Source organism: Pseudomonas sp. P5_B2 (assembly GCF_056400445.1).
In genome coordinates this window covers 1-2171 of sequence record NZ_JBFULH010000655.1, presented here as the reverse complement: position 1 = coordinate 2171, position 2171 = coordinate 1, and the positions used below count along the sequence as shown (strand labels likewise).

General features: G+C 57.8%; 2 protein-coding genes. One reads left to right on the top strand and one right to left on the bottom strand.

Translation table 11 applies throughout. The features are described 5' to 3' along the window. Positions 1-35: 35 nt before the first annotated feature. A complete protein-coding gene (locus AC1DRJ_RS25270) occupies positions 36-686 on the bottom strand; it encodes a GNAT family N-acetyltransferase (RefSeq protein ID WP_477804562.1) in 651 nt (216 codons plus the stop codon). A gap of 323 nt (positions 687-1009) precedes the next feature. On the opposite strand from AC1DRJ_RS25270, the gene xthA reads away from it, so the two are divergent. Then, a complete protein-coding gene (xthA, locus tag AC1DRJ_RS25265; protein WP_477804561.1) occupies positions 1010-1822 on the top strand; it encodes an exodeoxyribonuclease III in 813 nt (270 codons plus the stop codon). The last annotated feature ends 349 nt before the right edge of the window (positions 1823-2171 follow it).

Sequence of the window (2171 nt, the reverse complement as noted above, 5' to 3'; positions counted from 1 at the left end):
TGATAGAGCCTCGCGAGGCGTTAAAGTTCTACCGTTTATGCCGTCGAGGTTTGTAACACCTGCGGATTGGCGTGAAAAAAAACATGCTCGCGAATCGGTCCTACGGCGACCTCGCCGATTTCTTCATAACCCTGACGCTTATAGAACTCCAGATAGCGAGAATTCCCGGTGTCGAGGATCACCCCTTCGGAGGTTTCATCCACTGCGCACCAGTTATGCACCGCTTGCAGCAATTGTTCGCCGAAGTGTTTACCCTGAAATTGCGGGTGAATGCCCAGCATTGGTAGCACATGGACCGAGTCACTCGGCACGCAGGCGGCAACGGCGGCGTGGTAGTCGAGATAGCGGCGGGTGCTGCGAAAACCCGCGCTGAGCACCATGCGCAAACGCCAGGCCCAACTTTCGGTGATGCCCAGGCGTCGTTGCGGCGGCGCGATCAGCGCGATGCCGATCAATCGGTCATTGACCAGCAGCCCAATGGCTGGCAAGTCCTGAAGAAAGTGCTGTTTAACCAGCTCGCGCACGGTCGCCCGCACGCGATGTTCATAGCCGGGACGTTCGGCCTCGAACAGGTAGCCGAAGGTCGGTTCGTGCCGGTAAGCGTGGTAAAGCAGGGATCGCGCTTCGTGGGAATAGCCACTGTCGAGCATGTGAATGTCAGCAATGGCGGTCGAGGTTTCGGGCATAACGGTTGATCTCCCCGGTACAGCTCAAATGGCTGCGCTCTTGTTGTTACGAGCCTATCGGTGCTGACACAGTTCCTTACTGATCGAAATCAGTGGTGACGCCATCGTCGGAACGATGCCCGGAACAGGCTCGCTCCCACAGTTATAGACCAGACTGGCGAATTCAGTAGGCCCTACACCGATCCACTGTAGGAGCGAGCCTGCTCGCGATGTGGCCCGCATAAGCGACAGAAGACCTACCGCCGAACACGAATCCCCTCACCCCACGCTGGCCCGATTCCTACATGTCAGCTAGCATCGCCCTTTTGCCAGGACTGCCGACCATGAAGATCGTCTCCTTCAACATCAACGGGCTGCGCGCTCGCCCGCATCAGCTGGCGGCGCTGATTGAGAAACACCAGCCGGACGTCATCGGCCTGCAGGAAACCAAGGTTCACGACGACCAATTCCCGCTGGCCGAGGTTCAGGCGCTGGGCTATCACGTGTATTTCCATGGGCAGAAAGGCCATTACGGCGTCGCCCTGCTCTCGCGCAAAGAACCACTGGCCTTGCATAAAGGCTTCGCCACCGATGAAGAAGACGCACAGCGACGCTTCATCTGGGGCACCTTCGCCGACGCCAATGGCGTGCCGTTGACTATAATGAATGGCTATTTCCCACAAGGTGAAAGCCGCGACCACCCGACCAAATTTCCGGCCAAGCAGCGCTTCTACAGCGACCTGCAGCAACTGTTGGAAAGCCAGTTCAGCAACGATCAGCCGCTGGTGGTCATGGGTGACGTCAACATCTCCCCGGAGGACTGCGACATCGGCATCGGCCCGGACAACATGAAACGCTGGCTGAAAACCGGCAAGTGCAGCTTCCTGCCGGAAGAACGCGAGTGGATGGCCCGTCTGAAAAACTGGGGCCTGGTGGACAGTTTCCGTCACCTGAACCCGGACGTGAGCGACCGTTTCAGCTGGTTCGATTACCGTAGCCGAGGCTTTGAAGACGATCCCAAGCGCGGGCTGCGCATTGACGTGATCATGGCCTCCCATGGCCTGTTGCCACGGATCAAGGACGCCGGCGTGGATTACGACCTGCGCGGTATGGAAAAACCCTCCGATCATGCGCCGATCTGGCTTGAATTGAGCTGATATCTAAAGCTCAACAGCAAACCCTGTGGCAGCGACGGTGCGGCGATCCGACCGGCTCGCGAAGGCGTCATCAATTTCAACATCATTGTTGACYGATACACCGCTTTCGCGAACAGGCTCGCTCCCACAATTAAGGAACAACCGTCATCTTTCGGAAATCTTGCTGACTTATTCTCCCCGCACTTTCTATGATTTTTTAAGGTGCGGGCATGACGCTGCGCGTGTTGTTTATGTTGATGCTGTGCGCCGGCCTGCCATTGACGGCATCGGCGGGCAATTTACCGACGCCTGAAAACGGCCCGGTGCTGCGCATACAGGGTTCCAACACCATCGGCGCGGCCTTGGGCCC

Excerpts from the sequence above, each read along its gene's own strand:
- AC1DRJ_RS25270 (WP_477804562.1), bottom strand. The coding sequence starts at position 686 with ATGCCCGAAACCTCGACCGCCATTGCTGACATTCACATGCTCGACAGT.
- xthA (WP_477804561.1), top strand. The coding sequence starts at position 1,010 with ATGAAGATCGTCTCCTTCAACATCAACGGGCTGCGCGCTCGCCCGCAT.